Origin of the sequence: Gordonia sp. CNJ-863 (assembly GCF_001942325.1) — a bacterium.
In the GTDB taxonomy this organism is placed as follows: Bacteria; Actinomycetota; Actinomycetes; order Mycobacteriales; family Mycobacteriaceae; genus Gordonia; species Gordonia alkanivorans.
Map to the genome: position 1 here is coordinate 1 of NZ_MKKG01000012.1, position 20,400 is coordinate 20,400.

At 67.5% G+C, this 20,400-nt stretch carries 16 protein-coding genes, 2 tRNA genes and 1 pseudogene; 7 read left to right on the forward strand and 12 right to left on the reverse strand.

Annotated elements, in window-relative coordinates:
- Both BJF87_RS26620 and BJF87_RS08180 read left to right on the forward strand, forming a co-directional pair.
- Positions 1 to 870 (forward strand): DUF4190 domain-containing protein (locus BJF87_RS26620; RefSeq protein WP_262338910.1); only part of this gene is annotated, 870 nt, incomplete at its 5' end.
- 305 nt (positions 871 to 1,175) lie between these two features.
- Entirely contained in the window at positions 1,176 to 6,662 is a 5,487-nt protein-coding gene (locus BJF87_RS08180; RefSeq protein ID WP_006361187.1) for a carboxyl transferase domain-containing protein, read from the forward strand.
- Between the two features lie 67 nt (positions 6,663 to 6,729).
- Here BJF87_RS08180 and rpsR read toward each other — a convergent pair whose 3' ends face one another.
- From rpsR to rpmB, 4 genes are read right to left on the reverse strand one after another with little or no spacing between them, the layout of a single operon-like run.
- A complete protein-coding gene (gene rpsR / locus BJF87_RS08185; protein ID WP_006361186.1) occupies positions 6,730 to 6,984 on the reverse strand; it encodes a 30S ribosomal protein S18 in 255 nt (84 codons plus the stop codon).
- A 22-nt stretch (positions 6,985 to 7,006) separates the two neighbouring features.
- Entirely contained in the window at positions 7,007 to 7,312 is a 306-nt protein-coding gene (gene rpsN, locus BJF87_RS08190) for a 30S ribosomal protein S14 (RefSeq protein ID WP_005200415.1), read from the reverse strand.
- Complete coding sequence (rpmG, locus tag BJF87_RS08195; protein WP_005200413.1) at positions 7,312 to 7,476, reverse strand: 50S ribosomal protein L33; 165 nt, start codon at positions 7,474 to 7,476, stop codon at positions 7,312 to 7,314. Before rpmG ends, rpsN begins: the two co-directional genes overlap by 1 nt.
- Positions 7,476 to 7,712 (reverse strand): 50S ribosomal protein L28, encoded by a 237-nt coding sequence (gene rpmB / locus BJF87_RS08200; RefSeq protein ID WP_035753882.1) that lies wholly within the window; start codon positions 7,710 to 7,712, stop codon positions 7,476 to 7,478. Before rpmB ends, rpmG begins: the two co-directional genes overlap by 1 nt.
- 94 nt (positions 7,713 to 7,806) lie before the next feature.
- On the opposite strand from rpmB, the gene mrf reads away from it, so the two are divergent.
- Genes mrf through BJF87_RS08220 form a run of 4 tightly spaced genes read left to right on the forward strand, consistent with a single transcriptional unit; the run spans position 7,807 to position 11,044 of the window.
- A complete protein-coding gene (mrf, locus tag BJF87_RS08205; RefSeq protein ID WP_035753884.1) occupies positions 7,807 to 9,186 on the forward strand; it encodes a ribosome hibernation factor-recruiting GTPase MRF in 1,380 nt (459 codons plus the stop codon).
- A 31-nt stretch (positions 9,187 to 9,217) separates the two neighbouring features.
- Positions 9,218 to 9,466, forward strand: a complete 249-nt coding sequence (locus BJF87_RS08210) for a hypothetical protein (RefSeq protein ID WP_006361183.1) — start codon at positions 9,218 to 9,220, stop codon at positions 9,464 to 9,466.
- On the forward strand, positions 9,456 to 10,289 hold the full coding sequence (locus tag BJF87_RS08215) for an SDR family NAD(P)-dependent oxidoreductase (RefSeq protein WP_042378133.1): 834 nt from the start codon (positions 9,456 to 9,458) through the stop codon (positions 10,287 to 10,289). The genes BJF87_RS08210 and BJF87_RS08215 overlap by 11 nt, the downstream gene beginning before the upstream one ends.
- Positions 10,290 to 10,324: 35 nt before the next feature.
- Positions 10,325 to 11,044 (forward strand): type 1 glutamine amidotransferase domain-containing protein, encoded by a 720-nt coding sequence (locus tag BJF87_RS08220; protein ID WP_042378131.1) that lies wholly within the window; start codon positions 10,325 to 10,327, stop codon positions 11,042 to 11,044.
- A 6-nt stretch (positions 11,045 to 11,050) separates the two neighbouring features.
- On the opposite strand, the gene BJF87_RS08225 is transcribed toward BJF87_RS08220, so the two are convergent.
- Positions 11,051 to 11,620, reverse strand: coding sequence for a TetR/AcrR family transcriptional regulator (locus tag BJF87_RS08225; protein ID WP_006361179.1), 570 nt, complete (start codon positions 11,618 to 11,620; stop codon positions 11,051 to 11,053).
- A gap of 76 nt (positions 11,621 to 11,696) precedes the next feature.
- Between BJF87_RS08225 and BJF87_RS08230 the strand changes: the two genes are divergently transcribed.
- Positions 11,697 to 12,263: a dihydrofolate reductase family protein gene (locus BJF87_RS08230; RefSeq protein ID WP_006361178.1), complete on the forward strand. Its 567-nt coding sequence runs from the start codon at positions 11,697 to 11,699 to the stop codon at positions 12,261 to 12,263.
- Between the two features lie 68 nt (positions 12,264 to 12,331).
- Here BJF87_RS08230 and BJF87_RS08235 read toward each other — a convergent pair.
- From BJF87_RS08235 to recF, 7 genes and pseudogenes are all read right to left on the reverse strand, one after another.
- Positions 12,332 to 12,407, reverse strand: a tRNA-Ala gene (locus BJF87_RS08235).
- 59 nt (positions 12,408 to 12,466) lie between these two features.
- Positions 12,467 to 12,540 (reverse strand) — tRNA-Ile (locus tag BJF87_RS08240).
- 67 nt (positions 12,541 to 12,607) lie between these two features.
- A pseudogene (locus tag BJF87_RS08245) lies at positions 12,608 to 13,524 on the reverse strand (DUF3566 domain-containing protein).
- A gap of 103 nt (positions 13,525 to 13,627) precedes the next feature.
- Positions 13,628 to 16,117, reverse strand: coding sequence for a DNA gyrase subunit A (gene gyrA / locus BJF87_RS08250; RefSeq protein ID WP_006361176.1), 2,490 nt, complete (start codon positions 16,115 to 16,117; stop codon positions 13,628 to 13,630).
- 44 nt (positions 16,118 to 16,161) lie between these two features.
- Positions 16,162 to 18,225, reverse strand: coding sequence for a DNA topoisomerase (ATP-hydrolyzing) subunit B (gyrB, locus tag BJF87_RS08255; RefSeq protein WP_035753888.1), 2,064 nt, complete (start codon positions 18,223 to 18,225; stop codon positions 16,162 to 16,164).
- Between the two features lie 345 nt (positions 18,226 to 18,570).
- On the reverse strand, positions 18,571 to 19,158 hold the full coding sequence (locus tag BJF87_RS08260) for a DUF721 family protein (RefSeq protein WP_006361174.1): 588 nt from the start codon (positions 19,156 to 19,158) through the stop codon (positions 18,571 to 18,573).
- Complete coding sequence (gene recF, locus BJF87_RS08265; protein WP_006361173.1) at positions 19,151 to 20,365, reverse strand: DNA replication/repair protein RecF; 1,215 nt, start codon at positions 20,363 to 20,365, stop codon at positions 19,151 to 19,153. Before recF ends, BJF87_RS08260 begins: the two co-directional genes overlap by 8 nt.
- Between the last annotated feature and the right edge of the window lie 35 nt (positions 20,366 to 20,400).

Here is a 20,400-nt window from a genome sequence, read left to right on the forward strand (position 1 = left end):
CCTGCCCGATCCGGGCCGACCCGGCCCTCGCGGGCCCTTGCCGCCCGCGCCCGGTGGTCCGGCAGGCCCGGCATCGTCTCAGCGACCCGGTCCCCCGCCCGGCGGTCCCCGTCCGCCCGGTCCGGCGGCCCCGGTCAGCCCGCCGGCCCCCGTCCGCAGCCTCTCCCGCGCCCGGCCGGCGCCTACACGACCGGCCCACGTCCGCGACCGGTTCCCGGCAGTTCGCCGGGCAACCCCGGACCGATGAATCCCGCCGGTCGCCCCCCGGCCGGACACCGCCCACCGCCGGGTACCAATCCTGTTGCGTCACAAGGGAATCTGCCACAGGGCAATCCGACGCAGAGGACCGGCGTTCCGGGACCCGACGCCCTCGGTGCCCGTCCGGGACCGGCACCGTCGCGGCCGGAACCTCCCCGGTCACGCCCTGCTGCGCTCGACGACGAGACCCGACGTTCCGACGCGGCCGACGCCACCATGTTCGTCAAGCCGCCGGCCGCTTCGGCAGCCCCCGCCAAGCAACACGACGACGAGACGCCCGGCTCCGACGACCACACGGTCTTCACACCCGTGTCCCAGGCCTACTCTGCAGACAACAACTCAGCATTCGAGGACGATCCGGAGGACAACGTGGCTCCCCAGTCCGGCCTACGCCTCAATCGCCTGGCCGTGTGGGCCCTGATCCTCTCGGGGCTCGGCATCACGTTCCCCATCGGACTCGTGCTCGGCTACCGCGCCCGTGGCCAGATCAGACGCACCCGGGGACAGTCCGGTCTGCCGTTCGCCGACGTCGCGATCTGGCTGGGCTGGGCCTACCTCGGCGTGTTGGTGTTCGGCCTGCTGATCTACAGCTGGATTCTCTTCGCCGCCTGACCCGCACCCGGCCGGTGCCGCAACCTTCATGACCCCGGTCACAGTCGGTACGGCACGAATTCGCCGATCGGAGATCGCAGATCGGCACCGAATCGCAATCTGTTTCGGTAGGAAGATCGGATAGCCGAAAAGGGTCTCCACCCAGCACGTTCCCGGTCCAGGTGAGCCGCTGGGTCGCGACGACCCGATGCCGACGCGCGTGAACGTACTCGCGCGTAATGGCTTCGGTCCGCAACTATCGATCTGTTGAACCACCTCGCGTGTGCCGAACACATCCTCGGCACGACGAACCGAAGGAGTCGGTGATGTTCTCCCGAATCGCCATCGTCAACCGTGGCGAGGCCGCAATGCGCCTCATCCATGCCGTCCGTGGCCTGTCCGCCGAGACGGGGCAGCCGATCGAGGTCATTGCCCTGCACACCGATGTCGATGCCGCCGCCACGTTCGTGCGCGAGGCCGACATCGCGTACGACCTCGGTCCGGCGGCGTCGCGCCCGTACCTGAACATGAAGGTGCTCGAGCGCGCCCTCCTCGAGACCGGCGCCGACGCGGCGTGGGTCGGCTGGGGCTTCGTCGCCGAGGACCCGGTCTTCGCCGAACTCTGCGAGCGGATCGGCGTCACCTTCGTCGGCCCGTCGCCCGACGCGATGCGCAAGCTCGGCGACAAGATCGGCGCCAAGCTGATCGCCGAGGAGGTCGGCGTGCCGGTCGCTCCGTGGAGCCGCGGTGCCGTCGACACCATCGACGACGCGCTCGCCGCAGCCGCCGACATCAGCTACCCGCTGATGCTGAAGGCCACCGCCGGTGGTGGCGGACGCGGTATTCGCGTGGTCAACAACGACGAGGAACTGCGCGACGCCTACGAGCGCACCCGTGACGAGGCCGCCCGGGCCTTCGGCAGCGGCGTCGTCTTCCTGGAGCGCCTGGTCACCGGTGCGCGCCACGTCGAGGTGCAGGTCATCGCCGACGGTCAGGGCACCGCATGGGCGCTCGGCGTCCGCGACTGCTCGGTCCAGCGTCGTAACCAGAAGGTCGTCGAGGAGTCGGCGTCGCCCGTTCTCGGTGAGGAGCAGGTCGCCGAGCTGAAGGCTTCCGCCGAGCGCCTCGCCGTCGCCGTCGGTTACCGCGGTGCCGCCACGGTCGAGTTCCTCTACCACCCGGGCGAGAAGCTCTTCGCGTTCCTCGAGGTCAACACCCGCCTCCAGGTCGAGCACCCGATCACCGAGATCACCAACGGCTTCGACCTCGTGCGTGCCCAGCTGCACGTCGCCTCGGGCGGCAAGCTCGAGGGCGAGCCGCCGACCGAGCGCGGCCACGCCATCGAGGCCCGTCTCAACGCCGAGGATCCCGACCGCGACTTCGCTCCGGCGCCGGGACGCATCAACCTCCTCGAACTACCGGCCGGCCCTGGTATCCGCGTCGACACCGGCGTCAGCGAGGGCGACACCATCCCCGCCGACTTCGACTCGATGATCGCCAAGATCATCGCCTACGGCCGCGACCGCGACGAGGCACTCGGACGCCTCCGCCGCGCTGTGCGCGAGACGCGCGTGATCATCGCCGGCGGCTCGACCAACAAGTCCTTCGTGCTCGAGTTGCTCGACCAGCCCGAGGTCATCGACGGCAGCGCCGACACCGGCTGGATCGACCGGGTCCGTGCCGAGGGCGGCCTGGTCGCCAACCAGCATTCGGCGATCGCGCTCACCGCGGCGGCCATCGACGCCTACGAGGAAGAGGAGAAGGTCGAGCAGCAGCGCCTGATGTCGACCGCCTCGGGCGGCCGCCCGCAGGTCCAGCACGAGAGCGGCCGTCCCCTCGACCTGAAGCTGCGCGGCGCCAATTACCGCGTCCGCGTCGCCCGCATCGGCGCACACCGCTTCCGTGTGAGCATCGAGGCCGGCACCGAGACCCGCACCGCCGACGTCGAGCTCGAGCGCTTCGACGAACATGCCGCCCAGCTGGTGGTCAACCGTGAACGGTTCCGTCTCGTCACCGACACCCACGGACCCGTCCACCTCGTTGACGTCGACGGCATCACCCACCGCGTCAGCCGGGACGAGGGCGGCGTCGTCCGCTCGCCGGCACCCGCACTCGTGGTCGCCACTCCGCTGCAGGTCGGCGACGAGGTCGAGGCGGGCGCACCCGTGCTGGTCCTCGAATCGATGAAGATGGAGACCGTGCTGCGCGCACCGGTCCGCTCACGGCTCAAGGAGAGCCTGGTGTCGGTCGGCACCCAGGTCGAGACCGGCGCGACGCTGCTGCGTCTCGAGCCGCTGACCGAGGACGACGGCGACGAGGCCCCGGAGGAGGTCGCGGGCGTCGATCTCGACCTGCCCACCGAACCCGAGGTCGAGGCGCACGAGCGCACCACCCGCACCCAGGAGGACCTGCGTGCGCAGCTCCTCGGCTTCGACGTCGACTCGAACGAGGCCACCCGTCTGCTCGACGACTACCTCGCCGTGCGCCGTGCCGTGATGGCCAGCGGTCGCCGGCCTCTCGCCGACGAGCTCGAACTCATCACCGTGTTCGCCGACCTCGCCGAGCTGAGCCAGAACCGCCCGTCGAGCGACGAGCTCGGCGTCGAGCACGTGCACAGTGCCCGCGAGAACTTCCACACCTACCTGCAGAGCCTCGACGTGGAGCGCGACGGGCTCCCCGCCGCCTTCCACGACCAGCTCAGCCGGGCGCTGCGTCACTACGGCGTCACCGAGCTCGACCGGACCCCGGAGCTGGAAGCCGCGGTCTTCCGCATCTTCCTGGCCCTGCAGAACCCGGCCGGATCGGTCACCGTCATCACCACCCTGCTGCGGGAATGGCTGCAGGAGCCGACGCCGCGCGACGAACTGCGCGACGACGTGGGCCCCGCCCTCGACCGACTGATCGCCGCCACCCAGATGCGCTACCCGGCCATCGCCGACCTCGCCCGCGGTGTCGTCTACGCCTGGTATGGCCAGCCGCTGCTGCTCCGCGACCGTGCCCGCGTCTACAGCAACGTCCGCAAGCAGCTGCGCTACCTCGACGAGAACCCGAACGCCGCGGACCGCGACGAGCGAGTCGACAACATGGTGCGCAGCACCGAGCCACTCGTCCGCCTCCTCGGTCAGCGCATCGAACGCGGCACCACCGACAACCAGGTGATGCTCGAGGTCCTGACCCGTCGCTACTACGGCAACAAGGGTCTCTCCGACATCCGCAACCACGAGGCCGGTGGCACCACCTTCGTCGTCGCCGACCGTGACAGCGGCAGTCTGATGTCCGCGGCCGTCGGTTTCGCGGGCCTGCCGGCAGCGCTGAACGGTCTCGGCGAACTCGCCCGTGGCGCCGCCGCGGTCGACGCCGACATCTACCTCAGCTGGGAGCAGCAGCCGAGCGGCTTCGACGCCCTCGCCGAGACCCTGCACGAGACCATCTCGAACGCCGCACTCCCACCGCAGGTCCACCGGGTCACCATCACGGTGGCCGGCCGCGGCGACGCGCGAATGCATCATCACGTCACCTTCCGTCAGTCCGCGACCGGCATGGCGGAGGAACGCCTCATCCGCGGTCTGCACCCGCACATCGCGCAGCGGATGCGGATGGAGCGGCTGCGGAAGTTCGACCTCACCCGACTCCCGTCGGCCGACGACGAAGAGGTGTACCTCTTCCGTTGTGTCGCACGGGAAAACCCGTCCGACGAGCGACTCATCGCCTTCGCCCAGGTCCGCGACCTCACCGCGGTCCGAGAGCCCGGCGGACGTCTGCTGACGCTTCCCACCGCCGAGGCGACACTCGCCTCGTGTGCCGACTCGATCCGCCGCGCCCAGCGCGGGGCGGCCCGGCCGTCGAGCACCAACCGGATCGTCCTCTACGTCTGGCCGCCGATCGACGACGACGCGTCGATCCTCGACACGATCGCCGATCACATCAGCGGAGTCACACGCGGAATCGGCCTGGAAGAGGTCCAGGTGATCGCCCGTCGCCGCAATCCCGACTCCGGCGAGCTGACCAAGGTCTCGGTGCACTTCTCGCTCACCGCGACCGGCGAGTTCGAGGTGAAGGTCACCGCACCGACCGACGCGCCCATCGAGCCCGTCGACGAGTACCGCCAGAAGGTCAAGCGCGCCGCGGCACGCAACACCGTCTACCCGTACGAGCTGGCCGAGATCCTCGGTGACTTCACCGAATACGACCTCGACGCCGAGCATCGCCTGGTCCCGGTCGACCGGCCCAAGGGTCGTAACACGGCGGCGATGGTCGCCGGTGTCGTGACCACTCCGACCGAGAAGTTCCCGGAGGGCGTCACCCGCGTGGTCCTGCTCGGTGATCCGACGAAATCGCTTGGCGCACTGTCGGAACCGGAGTGCAGCCGCGTCATCGCCGCGCTCGATCTCGCCGAGCAGATGCAGGTGCCGCTCGAGTGGTACGCACTGTCCTCGGGTGCCCGGATCTCGATGGACTCCGGTACCGAGAACATGGACTGGGTCGCCCGCGCACTGAAGCGCGTCGTCGAGTACACCCAGGACGGCGGCGAGATCAACATCGTCGTGGCGGGTATCAACGTCGGTGCGCAGCCGTATTGGAACGCCGAGGCAACGATGCTCATGCACACCAAGGGCATCCTGGTGATGACCCCCGATTCGGCGATGGTCCTCACCGGCAAGCAGTCGCTGGACTTCTCCGGCGGCGTCTCGGCCGAGGACAACTTCGGCATCGGCGGCTTCGACCGCGTCATGGGCCCGAACGGCCAGGCACAGTATTGGGCGCCGAATCTCGGTGCGGCCCGCGACGTCCTGATGTCCCACTACGAGCACACGTACGTGCTGCCGGGCGAGGGCACCCCGCGCCGGGCGGACACGGCCGATCCGTCGGACCGCGACGTCTCGGACTACCCGCACGTCCTCGCGGGCAGCGACTTCACCACGGTGGGTCAGATCTTCTCGCGCGAGCACAACCCGGATCGCAAGAAGCCCTTCGACATCCGCACCGTCATACGCGCCGTCGCCGACCAGGACCACGTCGTCCTGGAACGCTGGGCGGGCATGGCCGACGCCGAGACGGCCGTCGTGTGCGACGTCCACCTGGGCGGCATCCCGGTGTGCATGCTGGGCATCGAGTCGCGTGAGGTCGCGCGTCGTGGCTACAAGCCGACCGACGGTCCGGACACCTACACCGCCGGCACGCTGTTCCCGCAGTCGTCGAAGAAGGCCGCCCGGGCGATCAACGTGGCCAGCGGGAATCGTCCGCTCGTCGTGCTCGCGAACCTGTCCGGCTTCGACGGTTCGCCGGAGTCGATGCGCAAGCTGCAGCTCGAGTACGGCGCCGAGATCGGTCGCGCGATCGTCAACTTCCGCGGCCCGATCGTGTTCTGCGTGATCTCGCGCTACCACGGCGGTGCGTTCGTGGTGTTCTCGAAGGCTCTGAACCCGAACATGACCGTGCTGGCCATCGACGGTTCGTTCGCCTCCGTGCTCGGTGGCGCGCCCGCCGCCGCAGTGGTGTTCGCCGGTGAGGTCGCCAAGCGCGTCGCCGCCGATCCGCGCGTCCGCGAGCTGGAGACGAGCGTCGCCGAGTCCTTCGGCACCGATCGCTCGAGCCTGAACGCCGAGCTCGCCGACATCCGGCAGTCGGTCCGTGCGGAGAAGATCAGCGAGATCGCCGCCGAGTTCGACAAGGTGCACAGCATCCAGCGCGCCGTCGAGGTCGGTTCGGTCGACGCCGTCATCCGCGCCGAGGAGCTGCGCCCGCGGATCATCGGTGCGATCGAGAACTCCCCGGCCTGGGGCAAGAAGGACTCGCACGCCGTGAGTTCTTGACACACAACGCAATTCGCCGCCCCCGGTTCGAATCCGAACCGGGGGCGGCGTTGTGCTGTGTCGGCACCTAGCGTGAGTTGTACGGCAGTAACGCCATCTCCCGGGCGTTGCGGATCGCGGTGGCGACCTGGCGCTGTTGCTGTGGTGTGAGGCCGGTCAGCCGTCGACTCCGGATCCGTCCCTTGTCACTGAGGAACTGTCGGAGAAGTTGAACGTCTTTGTAGTCCACCGGGTTCCGGCCGTCGGTCCGGATGCCGAGCGCGGACAGCTGATTCTTCTTGCGGGCCGGACGTTCGTCGTCGCGGCGTGGTCTGCGTTTCATGAACGCCTCCTGTTCGGGTCTTTCACCAGCTGGATTTGTGGATGCCGGGCAGCTCACCGCGATGCGCGAGTTCGCGGAACCGCACCCGCGACAACCCGGCCTTGCCGATGTAGCCGCGGGGCCGGCCGTCGATGGCGTCCCGGTTGCGCAGGCGCGTCGGGCTGGCGTCGCGTGGCAGGGCGTGCAGGCGACGCTGGGCCTCCGCCCGTTCGGCGCCGGTGGAGTCGGGTGCGACGATGGTCCGCTTGAGTTCCGCGCGGAGGTCGGCGTATCGGGCCACCACCTCGCGACGCTGTTCGTTGCGGACGATCTTGGACTTCTTCGCCATCAGCGGTCCTCCTTGAAGTCGACGTGGGCGCGGATGACCGGGTCGTACTTGCGGAGCACCATGCGATCCGGATCGTTGCGGCGGTTCTTCCGGGTGACGTAGGTGTAACCGGTGCCGGCCGTGGACCGGAGCTTGACGATGGGTCGGATCTCATTGCGCGCCATCAGATCTTCTCCCCTCGTGCACGCATGGTGCGCAGCACGGATTCGATCCCGTACCGGTCGATGGTCGAGATCCCCTTCGCACTGACCCGAAGGGTGATGTACCGCCCCTCGCTGGGTACGAAGTACCGCTTGCGCTGGATGTTCGGGTCCCAGCGACGAGACGTGCGTCGATGGGAATGCGAGACCTGCTTACCGAAGCCCGGTTCGCGCCCGGTGACTTGGCATCGTCGTGACATGCCGTCCTCCTTATTGACAATGATTGGCATTAGCGTCGTCGACACGTTACCGTCGACCAGACCTAAATGGAAATGATTCTCAATAGTCTGGAGTGTGGACGTGGCCGACCTGAATCCCGAGGACGGGCAGATGCGATTCCTCCCTGCCGACAACCGAACGCCCGTCATCCTGGTGACCGGCCTGGACCGACCCACATCTCGCCGGATCGGAGACGCGTTGACGTCCGATCCCGGCACGGTGCAGGTCCACCACGACCTCAGCGGAGTCGGGGACGGGCGCGTGATCCGGACCCTGACCTGGCGGGAATCCGACGGCCGCCGCCGTGAGGTGGTCACGGTGATCGAACTCGCTCACGGTTGTGTGTCGTGCACGCTGCGCGAGGATCTGCTGCCCCTGCTCAGACGGCTTCACCGGCGATCGTCGGTTCGACGCATCGTCCTCACCCTCGACCCGATCCTGGAACCGGAACGGATCGCGTGGTCCATCGAGCATGTGGTCGTCGACGACGAGCCCGACACGCCCGCGGCACCGGCGGCCCTCGACGTGCGGGTTGAATCGACGATTGTCTCTGTCGCAGAGGAACTGTGGCTGCACCATGCGACGGGCGATCTCGGGTTGTGCGAGGTGTTGCCCGTACCGCCCGACGACGAGCGCACCCTCGCACAGGTTGCGGTGGGTCAGGTGGCCTTCGCCGACGCCCTCGTCGTCGTCGGCAGCGATCCCGCCGCCCGGGACGCCTGGGAGTCCGCTCGCCTCATGGCGGTCCTCAAGCGGTTGTCACCGAGGGCGCCGATGATGTTCGAGTTGCCGGAGCGGCCGCTCACTCCCCTGCTCGTCGAGCAGCTGGTCGCCGCGATCCCGCCTTCGTCGCGGCGCGGGCGCATCGACGGGCCGCACGACCCGCTCCTGGTCGACCAGCCTTCCCTCGATCCCGACTGCGGTGTCACCTGGATGGAGTTCCACACCGACCGGCCCCTGCACCCGGGCCGCCTGCACGATGCGATCGACTCACTGTTGGACGGAGTGGTCTGCGCACGAGGACGCCTGTGGGTCGCGACCCAGCCGGACGAGGCGCTGTGGCTGGAGTCGGCCGGCGGCGGGCTACGCGTCGCGCCGGGTGGTCGGTGGCTCGCCGCGATGGACGACGACGAGCTCGCCCGGGTCTCACCCGAACGGAGAGCACTCGGGGCCTTGCGTTGGGACGACACGTTCGGGGATCGCCACTCTTCTCTGGTGGTGCTCGTCCACCGCGGCGACCCCGACGAGATCGACGAAGCGCTGCGTGCCGCCTGCCTGAACGAGGTGGAACTGGCCGCGGGACAGGATTTCTGGGACACCTTGGACGATCCGTTCGGCCGGTTTCACGCGGACCCGTGCGACGACGTCGACGTCGAGGCGCCGATGGTCGACGCCCCGGCCGCCGACCGCCGATCCGGCAACGGGCGAACCGAGGACCACCACGACGACCGGTGACGTTTCGCCGATCCTCAGGCATGGTGGAGGGATGGCCGACAACGAGCAGCCCGAGTGGACGACGACCGAGGACGACCTGAAGATCGACCCCGACATGCCCGAGCAGCCCGCGGAGCGTGATGGTCCGGACTCGGTGCTGCCCACGTCCGGCGACGCCCCCGTCGGTGAGACCAAGCGCATCGAGGAGGAGAGGGCTGCTTACGACGCGGCGCCGGCCGACACCGATGCTCCGAAGGATCACGCGGTCGGCGGATCGGAGGGCACGGCAGATGGCCAGTGAGAAGCGGACCATCGTCCTCACCGGTGCCAGCGACGGCATCGGTGCCATCGCGGCCCGCGCGCTGTCCGGACCGTCGACGAATCTGATCCTCGTCGGCCGGTCCCCGCAGAAACTCGCGCCCATCGCGGCCGAGACCGGCGCGACGTCGTTCACCGCCGACTTCGCCGACCTCGCCCAGGTGCGTGATCTGGCCGCGCAGATCTCCGGCAGCGTCGAGTCCATCGACGTCCTGATGAACAACGCGGGCGGCACCTTCGATCACAAGGACCGCACGGCGGACGGCCACGAGCCGAACTTCCAGATCAATCATCTCGCTCCGTTCCTGCTGACCCACCTGCTGCGCGACCGGCTGGCCGCGGCCGGCTCGTCACTGGTCCTGAACACGGCGAGCGTCGGCAATCTGGCCGGCAGCGTCGACTTCGACAATCTCGACTTCGAGAAGCGCCGAGCGCTGGCCCTCCGCCCCTACGGCACGGCGAAGTTGATGAACATCCTGTTCACCCGCGGCATCTCACAGCGGTGGTCCGACGACAAGATCTATTCCGCCGCAGTACATCCCGGTCCCGCCGCGACGAGCTTCGGACGCGACTCCCGGTTCGTCGGACTCGCCTATCGCTCACCGATCACCCGATTGGTGACCATCACTCCCGAGCAGGGCGCCGCACCGCTGATCGCCCTCGCCGAACGCGGTGCGGATCCGTCGGTCAACGGCGTGTACTTCAGCCGGCACAAGCCGAACGGGCTCGAGAACCGGCAGGCACACGACCAGAAGCTCATCGACGGACTGTGGGAGAAGTCAGCGGAACTCACCGGGCTCAACTGACCCGCCCCGGGTCACCCCAACCGAAGGAGCGCAAGATGACGCACAACATCCTCTTCGTCATGACCGGCGCCGACGCATGGACGCTGAACGACGGATCGAGTCACAAGACCGGCTTCTGGGCCGAGGAGGCGGTGGCACCACTCGAGGTGTTCCGGGAGGCCGGATACCCGGTCACCGTCGCGACCCCGGGCGGCGTGCGTCCCCCGGTCGACGAGGGCAGCCTCAGCCCGGATGCGGTCGGATCCGTGGAACGGGCCGAAGAGATCCGGAACGTGCTCGACACCGCCCCCGAACTGCAGAAACCGATCGCCCTGACCGACGTGAACGTCGCGGACTACGACGCGGTGTTCGTACCCGGCGGGCACGGGCCGATGGAGGACCTCGCGGTGGACGCTGACGCGGGTGCGCTCCTCATCGCCGCCGACCAGGCCAAGAGAACCATCGGCATCGTGTGCCACGGACCCGCGATCCTGTTGGCCGCCAAGGGCGAGGACGGCGTGAACGTGTTCTCCGGTCGTACGGTCACCTGCTTCGGCAACGCCGAGGAGCAGCAGGCCGGACTCGCCGACAAGGCGCCCTGGCTACTCGAGAACCGGCTCACCCATGAGGGTTTCAAGGTCACGCTCGGCCTGCCGTGGACGGTGCACACCCAGGCCGACGGCAACCTGCTGACCGGACAGAACCCGGCGTCGTCGGAGAAGCTGGCCCGCGAGGTCTTGCACCGCGTGAAGAAGGTCGCGGAGGAATCCGCGTAGCGGCCTCTAGGCCGGGAGCAGTCCGTCGACCAGCGCGTCGACGATGTCGTCGAGCGATTCCTCGGGCATCAGCGGTCCGGTCAGCCGGTCGAGGACCAGGCCGTCGACGGCGTAGTGGAAGAGCGCGATCTCGCGAGCGGACCCGGGCAGGCCCGCCTGCTCGTTGAACGCCACGTCGCCGGCGAAGCCCGTTCGACGCCATTCCCCGATGATCTCGGCGACCTCGGGTCGGCGGATGCCCTCGAGTCGTAATTCGATGAGGGCGATCGTCACCTCCCGGTTGGCGAGGAGTCGTTCGACGATGTTGCGAAGATACTCCGCGAACAGCTTCTGACTGGGCGACTGGCCTGCCCGTGCGGCGATGAACTCGTCGCTGGGCGCCAGTCGCTCACCGATGCGCTCCACGAGCCCCTGGAGCAACGCTGCGCGGTTGCGGAAGTAGTTCGTCGTCGTGCCCTGCGGAACGCCCGCCTCCCGGTCCACGGCGCGATGGGTGAGTCCGCGTGCGCCCGCTGTCGCGAGCACCGTCAGTCCCGCGTCGGCGAGGGCGCGGCGTCGTTCGTCGTTTCGGGCCATAGCGAAAACGATAGCGCCGACCACTGCAGCTGCTGTACATTCCTAACCACTACATCTGAAGTGATTGGAGTGAGCATTGCGAGAACTCGTGTACTACGTGGCGGTGAGCCTCGACGGGTACATCGCGGGGCCGAACGGCGAGTTCGACGCCTTTCTCGTCGAGGGCGACCACATGGTCGGCATCAACGAGCGCTTCGCCGACACGATCCCGACCGATTACGCGACGGCCCTCGGGATCGACCAGAGCGGCGGCGGCTTCGACACCGTCCTCATGGGCGCCGACACCTACGCGGTCGGCCTGCCGGAGGCGCCGAGTCCCTACCGGCATCTCGACCAGTACGTGTTCACCCACCGAAAGCCGGAACCGGTCGACGGCGTGACGTTCACCGACCGCGATCCCGTGGAACTCGTGCGGGAGCTGAAGTCCCGGAGCGGCAAGGACATCTGGCTCTGCGGGGGCGGGTCGCTGGCGACGCAGTTGATCGGCGAGATCGATCGCCTGGTGCTCAAACGGCAACCGCTGCTGTTCGGGGACGGGATCTCGCTGTTCGCGCCCGGAACGTACGCACCGGGACGGTTCGAACGGGTCAGCAACCGGGAGTTCGAGACCGGGGTGTCGTTCACCGAGTATGTCCGCGCCTGAGTGCGGAGAATATGCCCGAGAAGCAAAACGCACCACCGGGGTCCGGTGGTGCGTTGCGGTTCTTGCAGTGGTGGAGCCTAGGAGATTCGAACTCCTGACATCTGCCTTGCAAAGGCAGCGCTCTACCAACTGAGCTAAGGCCCCGTGCCGACCGGAATCGGTCGACGGGATGCGAATTGGGAGTCCGAAAACTTCCGTCGCAGTGGGCCTAGGAGGACTTGAACCTCCGACCTCTTCGTTATCAGCGAAGCGCTCTAACCGCCTGAGCTATAGGCCCTTGAACCGAGAAGTGAGGTTACCCGACGGATCCCCCACCAACCAAAACAGCTGGTCAGAGGCTCGATTCAGTCGAGATCCGCGAGCGTCACCTCGGCACCGCCGACGAGGTCGGCACAGATGTTGTAGATGTAGCTGCCGACCGTCGCGATCGCCGTCAACAGGATGGCGTTCACGGCCCCCAGAAGAGCCGCCACGCCGAAAACGGTACCCGCCCCGATGACATCCCCCGCGGTGCTCGATTCGTCCGCCACGAGCGTTCCGAAGCTGTTGTTCACCTGATCCCAGATGCCCATGCCGTCGAAGATCAGGTACAGCACCGCGACCGCGATCATCCAGATGAAGAATCCGACGAACGACAGCACCGCGGCGATCTTGAACGTCGCCCACGGATCGATCCGACGCAGCTGCACCGCGGCGCGCAGAGCCGAACCCGCCCCGACCTGACGCGGTGCCGACCGGGGCGCGACCTTCGACGGTGCCGCGGCCGGCGGCGCCTCCGGAGGACGCTTCAGATCGGCCGTGTGGTGGATCTGATCGAGATCCGGCAGATCGTGTCCGGGCAGGTTCTCCCGGTCGATGGTGCTCGTCGGCGACTCGACGAAACCGGGCTCCTCGGTCGCGACGGCGGAGCCCGGCCGACGCGGACTGTCGAGCTTGGTGACGGGAGCCTGCTGACCGCTCATGCTGGCCGCGGCCGTGCCGCTGTTGGTCACGATGCCCCGCGGCGGCGGGCCGCCCCGAGATTCCGGCGGCGGGCCGCCCCGAGACTCCGGCGGCAGGCCGCCGGGGTTGTCCTGCGCGTTCGGGCGCGAGTCGTCCTCACGCCCGAACGCCTCGGTCGGCGCGGAACCGGACGATTCCTCGACCGGTCCGCGCTGCCACGGCGGCACCAGCCCACCGGTCGGTGTCCCCGTTCCGGGACCGGACGGGTTCCCGGACGGCGCCCGTTCTGCTCCTGGCTCGGCTCGTTCGGTGTGCTCACAGGCAATCCCTCACTCTGGCGTCACTGCCGATGGACATCGACGCGTCGGGTCACTTTCTACCGCCACCGACTGGTCGGCTGCACGTGTTCTCAACCCTAACGCCTACTCCGAGGCGTCCGTCTCCTCCGGCTCGTCGGCGTTGCGGGCGATCGCGATGACGGTGGTGCCCTCGTCGAGGTTCATCAGACGCACACCCTTGGTCTGGCGTCCCGCCTTGCGGACCTGCTTGGCCGCGGTGCGGATGACACCGCCGCCCGAGGTGATCGCGTACAGCTCCGAGTCGTCGTCGACGATGAGCGCGCCGATGAGTTCACCGCGCCGGCGATCGTGGGCGATGGTGAGCACGCCCTTGCCGCCGCGACCCTGGACCGGGTAGTCGTCCATGCCGGTGCGCTTGGCGTAGCCACCCGACGTCGCGACGAGCAGGTAGGTGTCCTCGCGAACCACGTTGAGCGACAACAGGGTGTCGTCGGCGTTGAACCGCATGCCCTGTACACCCGAGGTCTGCCGGCCCATGGGGCGCAGGGTCTCGTCGTCGGCGTGGAACCGGATCGACTGGCCCTTCTGCGACACCAGCAGCAGATCATCGTCTTTGCTGCACAGCTGGGCGCCGACGAGTTCGTCCTCGCCGCGCAGGTTGATCGCGGCGATACCGCCGGAGCGGTTGGAGTCGAAGTCGACGAGCTTGGACTTCTTCACCAGACCGTTGCGGGTGGCGAGTACCAGGTACGGGGCGTCCTCGTAGGTCTTGAGCTGGATGACCTGGGCGATGCGCTCCTCCGGCTGGAAGGCCAGGAGGTTGGCGACGTGCTGGCCACGCGCGGTGCGATTGGCCTCGGGCAGCTCGTAGGCCTTCGCCCGGTAGACCCGACCCTTGGTGGTGAAGAACAGGATCCAGTCGTGGGTCGAGCAGACGAAGAAGTGCTTGACGATGTCGTCCTGCTTGAGGCCCGCGCCCTGCACGCCCTTGCCGCCACGACGCTGACTGCGGTAGAGGTCGGTCTTGGTGCGCTTGGCGTAGCCGGTCTCGGTGATCGTGACCACGACGTCCTCGCGGGCGATCAGATCCTCGTCGCTGACGTCGCCGTCGGCCGCGATGATCTTGGTACGACGCGCGTCGCCGTACTTCTCCACGACCTCCTTGAGCTCGTCACGCACGATGGCGCGCTGACGCTCCGGCTTGTCGAGGATGTCCTTGTAATCGGCGATCTCGAGCTCGATCTCGGCCAGTTCGTCGACGATCTTCTGGCGTTCCAACGCCGACAGACGACGCAGCTGCATCGCCAGGATGGCGTCGGCCTGGATCTCGTCGATGTCGAGCAGCTCGATGAGGCCCGTGCGCGCGGTGTCGGTGTTGGCCGACCGGCGGATCAACGCGATCACTTCGTCAAGTGCGTCAAGGGCTTTCACCAGACCGCGCAGAATGTGCGCGCGTTCCTCGGCCTTGCGCAACCGGTACCGGGTGCGGCGCACGATGACGTCGATCTGATGCGCCACGTAGTAGCGGATCATCTGATCGAGACGCAGGGTGCGGGGCACGCCGTCGACGATGGACAGCATGTTGGCGCCGAAGCTGGTCTGGAGCTGGCTGTGCTTGTACAGGTTGTTCAGCACGACCTTGGCGACCGCGTCACGACGCAGCGTGACCACGATGCGCATGCCGACGCGGTCCGAGGACTGGTCCTCGATCCGGCTGATGCCCTTGAGCTTTCCTTCGTTGACCTGCTCGGCGATCGACTGGATCAAGTTGTCCGGGTTGACCTGGTAGGGCAACTCGGTGACCACCAGTGTGGTGGTTCCCTTGTTCTCCTCGATGTCGACGACGCTGCGCATGCGGATGCTGCCGCGGCCGGTGGTGTAGGCGTCCTTGATGCCCTGGCTACCGACGATCAGTGCAGCCGTGGGGAAGTCGGGTCCCTTGATGCATTCCATGCAGGCGGCGAGAGTCGTCTCGTCGTCGGCGTCGTGGTGCTCGAGCGCCCAGAACACCGCATCCGCAACCTCGTTGAGATTGTGCGGCGGCATGTTGGTGGCCATACCGACGGCGATACCGCCGGAGCCGTTGATCAGCAGGTTCGGGATCCGGGCCGGCAGTACCGTCGGTTCCTGGGTCTTGCCGTCGTAGTTCGGCGTGAAATCGACTGTCTCCTCGCCGATGTCACGGAGCATCTCCATCGCGAGCGGCGTGAGGCGGGCCTCCGTGTAACGCATGGCGGCCGCGCCGTCGTTACCGCGTGAACCGAAGTTGCCCTGTCCGTCGATGAGCGGGTAGCGCATCGACCACGGCTGTGCGAGGCGCACCAGGGCGTCGTAGATCGCGGTGTCGCCGTGGGGATGGTAGTTACCCATCGTTTCCGCAACGGGTTTCGCCGACTTGACGTAGCTGCGGTCGGGACGGAAACCGGCATCGAAGGATGCGTAGAGCAGGCGGCGGTGCACCGGCTTGAGACCGTCGCGCACCTCGGGGAGGGCGCGGCCCACGATCACGCTCATCGCGTAATCGATGTAGCTCTTCTGCATCTCCTGGCCGAGATCGACAGGTTCGATCCGGTCGCCTTCACCGTCGGCAGGCGGCAGGGTGGTGTCAGTCATTGTGTGTTCTTTCTCCGATCACTGCGAATCCATTCGATCCGTGATCAGACATCAAGGAAGCGAACGTCTTTCGCGTTACGGGCGATGAAGCTTCGACGTGCGGCGACGTCCTCACCCATGAGGATGGAGAACAGTTCGTCGGCGGCCGCGGCGTCGTCGAGCGTCACCTGACGCAGGACGCGCACCGCCGGGTCCATGGTGGTCTCCCACAGTTCCTTGGCGTTCATCTCGCCGAGACCCTTGTAGCGCTGGATACCGTCGTCGGTGTTGATCTTCTTGCCGGCGGCACGTCCCGCCTCGAGGAGACCGTCACGTTCGCGGTCGGAGTAGGCGAACTCCGGAGCCGACTTCTGCCACTTCAGCTTGTACAGCGGCGGCTGCGCCAGGAAGACGTGACCGTGCTCGATGAGCGGTCGCATGAAGCGGAACAGCAGCGTCAACAGCAGCGTCGAGATGTGCTGGCCGTCCACGTCGGCGTCGGCCATCAGCACGATCTTGTGATACCGCAATTTGGCGATGTCGAACTCGTCGTGGATGCCGGTACCGAAGGCCGTGATGATCGACTGGACCTCGGCGTTCTTGAGAACTCGGTCGATACGGGCCTTCTCGACGTTGATGATCTTGCCGCGCAGCGGAAGGATCGCCTGATACATCGAGTCGCGGCCGGACTTGGCGCTACCGCCGGCCGAGTCGCCCTCCACGATGTAGACCTCACACTTGGTGGGGTCGTTGCTGCGGCAGTCGGCGAGCTTGCCGGGGAGGCCGCCGATGTCGGTTGCGGTCTTGCGGCGCACCATCTCTCGCGCACGACGCGCGGCCATGCGGGCCTGGGCGGAGTCGGCGGCCTTCTTGATGATGATCTTGGCCTCGGCGGGGTTCGCCTCGAACCAGTGACCGAGGTGCTCGTTGCAGGTGCGCTGGACGAAGCCCTTGATCTCGGTGTTGCCGAGCTTGGTCTTGGTCTGGCCCTCGAACTGCGGGTCGGAGACCTTCGCCGAGATGACGGCGGCGAGACCCTCGCGGATGTCGTCGCCGGTGAGCTTGCCGTCCTTCTCCTTGATGAGCTTCTTCTCGAGGGCGTACTTGTTGACCGTGCTGGTCAGCGCCGCGCGGAAGCCCTCTTCGTGCGTGCCGCCCTCATGGGTGTTGATCGTGTTGGCGAAGGTGTGGACCGACTCCGAGTAACCCGCGTTCCACTGCATCGCGATCTCGACCTCGTGTCCCTCGCCCTTGGCGCTGAACCCGATGACCGTGTTGTGGATCGACTGCTTCGTGCGGTTGAGGTGCTTGATGTAGTCGACGAGCCCGTCCGGGTAGTGGTACGTCCGGGTCTTCGGCTTGGCTGCGGCCTGGGCCTTCTCGGTCTCCGACAGGACGACCTCGGCGACATCGGTCGTGGGTGCGTCCTCGTCGCCGTTGGGATCGCCGGGCGGCTCGACGGCCTGGGGGCGCTGATCGGTCAGCGTGATGGTCAGACCCTTGTTGAGGAAGGCCATCTCCTGCAGACGACGCGCCACGGTTTCGGCGTTGAATCTGGTGGTCTCGGTGAAGATGTCGGGATCCGGCCAGAACCGCACCGTCGTACCGGTCTTGCGAGTGGCATCGCCCTGCTCCAGGGCACCCGGCTTGGCGTAGGAATAGGTCTGTGTCCAGTTGTGACCGTCGCGCGCGATCTCCAGCTCGACCTTGGTCGAGAGGGCGTTCACCACGGAGATGCCGACGCCGTGCAGACCACCGGACACCGCATAGGAATCCGAGTCGAACTTGCCACCGGCGTGCAGCTGGGTCATGACGACCTCGACGGTGGGCACACCGGTCCGATGCTTCTCCACCGGGATGCCACGACCGTCGTCGACGACCTGGACTCCGCCGTCCTCGAGGAGGGTCACGTCGACGCGGCTCGCGAAGCCGGCCATCGCCTCGTCGACCGAGTTGTCGACGACCTCCCAGATCAGGTGGTGCAGGCCGCGTTCACCGGTGGAACCGATGTACATGCCGGGCCGTTTGCGGACGGCTTCCAGACCTTCGAGGATGTTGATCGAGTCCGCGCCGTACTCCGACGGCTTCTTCTTGCTCTTCTTGGGTCCGGTGTCGTTGGTGTCGGCCACGAGGTGCGTCCGCTCCTGTTCTGCTCATCGGCGGATCCCAGGTACCCGAGATCCGTCTTCGATCTACTCGACCAGGGGGCGGGCAGGTCGATGCGCACACAGGTATGCCCGGGACTTCCCGGGTTGCCTGAAGGCGGCGGTCGTTCTGCCGTTTGGTGGTCCCCTGTCGGGACAACACCTCACAGTGTACTGCCTGACTTGCCCAGGAACGTGCATCCGGGGCCGCTAACAGGCCCTCAGATCGATTTTCTTGGGACTAGCCCGGTTCGATCGTGGCTTGGGGAGGAAAGTCGGCTCACGGGGCACATCGACTAGTAATGTGCGGACGAGTCTGCTAAGCCCGGCCTAGCCGTAGGTGTCCCGCGGGCCTCTCCCCCGCACATGACGTTCGCCTTTACGCCACGACGGACCCTTGGGGCCGCTGATGCGCAGGGACTTCACCACGCCGTCTCCGACGGCCGCCGCGATCTTCGCCAGGATCTGCGACTGCACGTACCGCAGCTGCGTGGCCCATGCCGTGGACTCGGCCTGCACGTGAAGTACGTTGTCCCGCAACTCGATCGGCTTCGCGTGTGCGGCGATGTCGGCTCCCACGATCTGGTCCCACATGCCGAACAGGGTGCCTTCGCCGATCTTCTCCTGCCAGCCGCGGTCCTTCGCCAGACCGCCGACGAGACGACCGAAGGGCTGCGGATCCCGCGCATCGGGACCCGACCCTGACCATCGCTTACGTGTCTGGGCACCCCGCGGTGTGCGGCGCACGGGTGACGCGCGACCGCGTCCCACCGACTTCCCGGCCGCCCGCGCCGCGGCGCGGGCCTCCTCCAGAGCCTTCCGGGCACGTTCGTATCCGCCGAGTTCGCCCGGTTCGATCGGCCGGTTCGACGGCTCCCCGGCTGCGTCGGGACGCGACGAAGGTGCTTCGTCACTCATCGGAGACCCCGCTCACCGGTTCCCCGACGCGTTCGGGCGGTGAATCCGACTCGTCTCCGACGACCGTCGACCGGCGACCGTCTGCGTCCTCGACGACGTCGACGAGGATCCGACGGCCACCGATCTCGCCCGGGATGTCGTCGGCGACCGCTGCGGTGATCAGCAACTGCTCGGCGCCGGCGGTGAACTCCACCAGTTTCTCCCGACGCTTGGCGTCGAGTTCGGCGAAGACGTCGTCGAGCATGATGACCGGTTCGATCCCCTCGGCGCGCGTCAGTTCGACGGAGCCCAACCGCAGAGCGAGTGCGAGCGACCACGATTCACCGTGGGAGGCAAAGCCTTTCGCTACGTCGGTGCCGAGCACGATGTCGATGTCGTCACGGTGCGGACCGACCAGGCACATACCGCGATCGATCTCCTTGTCGCGCAAGTCGCTCAGACGAGCGGTGAGGATCTCGCTGATCGACTCGGCCGTGGCCGTCTCGACTTCGACGCCGCCGGCGGGCCGATAGCGCAGGGTCGCGGGCCGCGAATGCGGCGCGATCGACGCGTAGGAGCGGGTGAAATGTGGTTCCAGCTCGGCCAGGACCTGCAGCCGTGCCGCGGTCACCTGTCCGCCCAGATCGGCGAGCTGACCGTCCCATACATCGAGCGTGCTGATGACCGACTCGGCCTGGTCACCGCCGCGCCGCAGCGCCGCGGCCGCCGTCTTGAGCAGCGCCGACCGCTGTCGCAGCACCCGGTCGTAGTCGGCGCGAGCGGCCACCCACCGTGGACCGCGCTGGGCGACGAGTTCGTCGATGAAACGTCGCCGGTCGCCGGGATCCCCCCGGACGAGCGAGAGATCCTCGGGAGCGAACAGCACGGTCCGCAGGATCCCGAGCAGATCGCGGGATCGTCGGGCGGGACTGCGGTTGATCGACGCCTTGTTGGCACCTTCGGCGTTGATGCGCAGTTCCGCGGTCAGCTCCCGGCCCTCGTTCTCGACGGTGGCGGTGACCAGGGCCGACGCGGATCCGGAATGCACCAGCGGAGCATCGGAACTCACCCGGTGCGACCGCAGGGTCGCCAGGTAGAACAGCGCCTCGAGCAGGTTGGTCTTGCCGAAGCCGTTCCGGCCGGTGAAGACCGTCGGGCCGGGCCGCAGATCGAGGTCGACGGCCTGCCACGAGCGGAAATCCCTCAGGTGCAGCTCACGTACGAACACGGTCGGTTGCGGTGATCGGCTGGGTGCGCGGCGCG